4 protein-coding genes are annotated in these 4,029 nt (G+C 74.5%); all 4 read right to left on the bottom strand.

Annotation, left to right across the window (positions count from 1 at the left end):
- Nucleotides 1-542, bottom strand: a 542-nt coding sequence (locus tag ABZ885_RS36925) for a LacI family DNA-binding transcriptional regulator (RefSeq protein WP_360198914.1), incomplete at its 3' end; no start/stop codon positions are given.
- Nucleotides 543-572: 30 nt separating this feature from the next.
- Nucleotides 573-2,291 carry a glycoside hydrolase family 36 protein gene (locus tag ABZ885_RS36920; RefSeq protein WP_360198912.1) on the bottom strand — a complete coding sequence of 573 codons (1,719 nt, stop codon included), beginning with the start codon at nt 2,289-2,291 and terminating at the stop codon, nt 573-575.
- Nucleotides 2,292-2,293: 2 nt separating this feature from the next.
- Complete coding sequence (locus tag ABZ885_RS36915) at nt 2,294-3,136, bottom strand: carbohydrate ABC transporter permease (RefSeq protein ID WP_360198910.1); 843 nt, start codon at nt 3,134-3,136, stop codon at nt 2,294-2,296.
- Complete coding sequence (locus tag ABZ885_RS36910) at nt 3,133-3,987, bottom strand: sugar ABC transporter permease (RefSeq protein ID WP_360198916.1); 855 nt, start codon at nt 3,985-3,987, stop codon at nt 3,133-3,135. The genes ABZ885_RS36915 and ABZ885_RS36910 overlap by 4 nt, the downstream gene beginning before the upstream one ends.
- Nucleotides 3,988-4,029 lie beyond the last annotated feature (42 nt).

The raw sequence follows: 4,029 nt of genomic DNA, 5'->3' as shown, positions 1-4,029 counted from the left end.
TCGGCCATCGCCGCGCCGTTGTCGATGTCGGCCCAGTGCTGCGGCAGCTGCGCGCCGGTGCGGCCGAAGGCGGCGAACGGGACGCCGGCCCGGGCCGCGTGGGCGGCCCGGGCGTCGTCGGGCAGCACGTCGGCGAGGACCAGCCCGTCGACCTGACGGGCGGCCACCAGCTCGTCGACCGCCGCCCGGGCCCGTTCCGCGCCGGGTGCCGGGCGGACCAGCAGGACGTGGTGCCCCTCGGTGCCGGCCGCGTCGACCAGGGCCTCCAGGAAGCCCGCCATCAGCGGGTTGGGGTCGAACGGGTCGTCCACCGGCGCGAGGTAGCCGATGATCCGCCGCTCGCCGGTGCGCAGTGAGCGGGCCGACTGGTCGGGCCGGTAGCCGAGCTCCTCGATGGCGGCGGTGACCCGGGCCAGGGTGTCCGGGTGGACGCGGTGGGGGGCGTTGAGGGTGTTGGAGACGGTCTGCCGGGACACGCCCGCCGCGCGGGCGACCTCCGCGATCGTGGTGGCGCGGCGCGGCGGGCGTGCGCCCTGGGTCATCGGTGCTCCGTGGGGTGTCGGGCCGGGCGGCTACGCCGGGGGACGGCTCAGGGTCAGCAGCCCCCCGCGGGGGACGGTGACGGTGGTGTCGCCGGCCAGGTCGGCGGTGTCGTTACGGACGATACGCCCGCGGGCGTCCCGGACGGTGATCCCGGCCGGGCCGTGGACGCCGAGCAGGCGCACCTCGGGGTCGGCGTCGGCGTTGGCGACGAGCAGGGTGTGCCACGGGCCGTCGCCGGTGCGGACGGGCAGCGGGGCGTAGCGGGCGACGACGACCGTGCCGTCGCCGGCGGCGGTGACCATCGGGTAGCCGAGGTCGGGCCGGTCGGGCCGGAGTTCGCCGCGCTGCAGGGTGTCGAGGTGGGTGCGGACGACGCCGAGCCAGAAGGCGAGGGCCTCGCGCTGCCCGGGGTTCTGGGCCGCCAGGTCGACGGAGACCTGCGGGACGGCGAAGAGGACGTTGATGAGGTGGCAGGCGACCTGCTCGGCCGGTTCGTCCGGGTGCCACATGAGCATGTCGCTGTGGACGGCGACCGGGCCGGCGACCAGCCGCAGGTCGACGGTGCGCTGGCGGTTCTCCTGCGGGCTGAGCGGGCAGTCGGTGGCGCGGACCATGGTGGTGTACGGCCAGAGGCCGGGGCTGGTGTAGGGCTGGCGGTGTTCGGTCATCGCCTCCGGCTGCACGGCGGTGATCCGGGCGTGGATGGCGGCGAGCAGCCGCTCGACGCCCTCGTCGACGGTCGCGCAGTCCGCCTCCGGGCCGGGGGCGGGCGGGTCGGGGACGGCGAACCAGTCCACGAAGTCGATCTTCAGGCCGTCCATGCCCCATTCCTCGACGGCCCGGGCGAGGCGGTCGGTGAGGTGGTCGCGCACGGCCGGGTAGCGGGGGTCGGCGACGATCGCGCCGAGGTGGCCGGCGTCGGCGAGGGCGTGGCGGCCGAGCCGGTCCCAGGCGGCGCTCTCCTTGCCGATGAACGGCAGGGCGTACCAGAGCAGGTAGCGGACGCCGAGGTCGTGGACGCGGCGGACGTGGTCGGCGGTGCCGGGCAGGGAGAGCGGTTCCCAGTCACCGCAGTGGGCGTAGCCGCGGGTGCGGTCCCGGGTCATCCAGCCGTCGTCGACGATGATCGTGTCGAGGCCGAGTTCCTTGCCGAGGGCGGCCTGGGCCTCGACGGCCTCGGGGGTGACGTCCTGGTGCATCGCGTACCAGGTGGAGTAGGCGGGGCGGCGGGCGGCGTCGGGGACGGCGGCGGTGCGGCCGTCCGCCCACCAGTCGGCGAGGTCGGCGAGGCAGCGGGCGAAGTGGCGGCGGGAGGTGTCGATCCGGACGGTGAGCCGGCCGGTGGCCTGGACCCAGAACCGGAACTCGCCGTTCTCCTCGACCACGCCGGCGCCGGCCAGGACGTCCGCCCGGCCGGCGGCGAAGGCACAGACCGCGTGGTCACCGGTGCCGACCAGGGCGGCGACGGGGGCGCCCTTGGCGAGGCTGGTACGGCGCGGCGCGCTCCAGGCGGCGGGCAGCCAGCCGGTGCCGCGCGGATCGGGGGTCCACAGGGCGGTGGCGTCGGTGCAGGGCAGGCGCCACTCGATCCGGGCCTCGCCGGGGCTCTCGGCGGTCACCTCGATCCGGCCGTCGGCCAGCCGGCGGGTGGTGGCCTCGCCGGCGGCCCGCAGGTCCAGCCCCTCGGCGGCCAGCGGCCGGAGTCCGCCGTCGGCGGCGGGGGCGTGCGGTTCCCAGATGTCGTCCATCGTCAGCCTTTCGTGGCGCCGGCCAGCAGGCCGGAGATGAACTGCCGTTGGAGGGCCAGGAAGAGGACCATCATCGGCAGGGTGGACAGGGCGGTACCGGCCAGGATCGCGCCGTGGTCGGTGGTGGTGCGGCTGCCGTGGAGGGTGGCGATGGCCACCGGCAGGGTGTGCATCTCGGGGCTGCGCAGGGCGATCAGCGGCCAGACGAACTGGTTCCAGGAGCCGAGGAAGAGGAAGATCGCCAGGGCGGCGAGGACCGGCCGCATGACGGGGACGACCACGCTCCACAGCACCCGCAGTTCGCCGGCGCCGTCGACGCGGGCGGCGTCGAGGAGTTCGTCGGGCATGCTGCCCAGGGCCTGGCGCATCAGGAAGATGGCGAAGGGCACGCAGAGCCCGGGCAGGACGACGGCCTGGTAGCTGTCGAGCAGCCGGAAGGACATCATCATCTTGAACAGCGGGACCAGCATGACCTGCTCGGGCACCACCAGGGTGGAGAGCAGCAGGGCGAAGAGCACCGTCCGGCCGCGGAAGCGGAACTTGGCGAAGGCGTAGCCGGCGAGCAGCGCGACGACGAGCGCACCGGCGGTCTGCAGGCCGGCGATGGCCAGTGAGTTGACCAGGACGCGGCCCAGGCCGATCTTGGCCTGGAGGTGGTCGAGGTTCTCGCCGAGGGAGCCGCCGGGCAGCAGGTGGGGCGGCCAGTCGAAGATCTCGGTGTCCTTGTGGGTCGAGCCCACCACCAGCCAGTAGAACGGGCCGACGGACAGGCCGGTGACGGCCGCGAGCGTGAGGGTCAGGGGCCATCCGCGGAACCGGGCGGCGGTGGCGGCGGGGCCGCTCAAGTGCGTTCTCCCATCAGGCGCATCTGGGCCGCGCCGAGCACCGAGACGATCAGGGTGAGCGCGTAGGCGATGGCGGAGGCGTAGCCGAAGTCGAAGTAGCGGAAGCCGTTGTCGTACAGGTACATGGAGACGGTGAGGGTGGCGTTGTCCGGCCCGCCGCGGGTCAGCACGAACGGCTCGTCGAAGAGCTGGAGGGTGCCGATGGTGGAGAGCACCACGGTGAAGAGCAGGACGGGGCGCAGTGCGGGCAGGGTGACGGAGGCGAAGCGGCGCAGCGGGCCGGCGCCGTCGACCATCGCGGCCTCGTACAGCTCCTTGGGGATGCCCTGCAGGCCGGCCAGGTAGATGACGGCGTTGTACCCGGTGTAGTGCCAGGTGAGGACGAGGACGACGGCCATCCGGGCCCAGAACGGGTCGCCGAGCCAGTCGGCGCCGGGCAGGCCGACGAGTCCGAGCAGCTTGTTGACGGGCCCGTCGGTGGTGCGCAGCAGGAAGGCGAAGACCACGCCGGTGGCGACCAGGCCGGTGACGACGGGCATGAAGACGCCGAGGCGCCAGGCGGTGCGCCAGCGGACGAGGGCCGAGTTGAGGCCGACGGCCAGGGCGAGCGCGAGGGCGAGCATCACCGGGACCTGCACGACGAGGATCTGCGCGGTGTTGCGCAGGGCGGTCCAGAACAGCGGGTCGTGGAGCAGGCGGCGGTAGTTGGCCGCGCCGGCGTTGCGGGTGGCCGCGCCGGAGCCGGTGGTGAGCGACAGCAGCAGGGAGGAGACGATCGGGTAGGCCTTGAAGACCGCGAAGGTGACCAGGGCGGGCGCGAGCAGCAGGTAGGGCAGGGCGCGGCGGCGCAGCAGGGTCCGGCGGTGGCCGGCCGCGGCGGCCCCGGGCCCGGC

Source organism: Kitasatospora sp. NPDC047058, assembly GCF_040643935.1.
Lineage (GTDB): Bacteria > Actinomycetota > Actinomycetes > Streptomycetales > Streptomycetaceae > Kitasatospora.
This window is presented reverse-complemented; position numbering and strand designations above follow the sequence as displayed.

What these genes read in the sequence shown, in the direction of transcription:
- ABZ885_RS36920 (WP_360198912.1), bottom strand. Translation starts at nt 2,291, where the DNA reads ATGGACGACATCTGGGAACCGCACGCCCCCGCCGCCGACGGCGGACTC.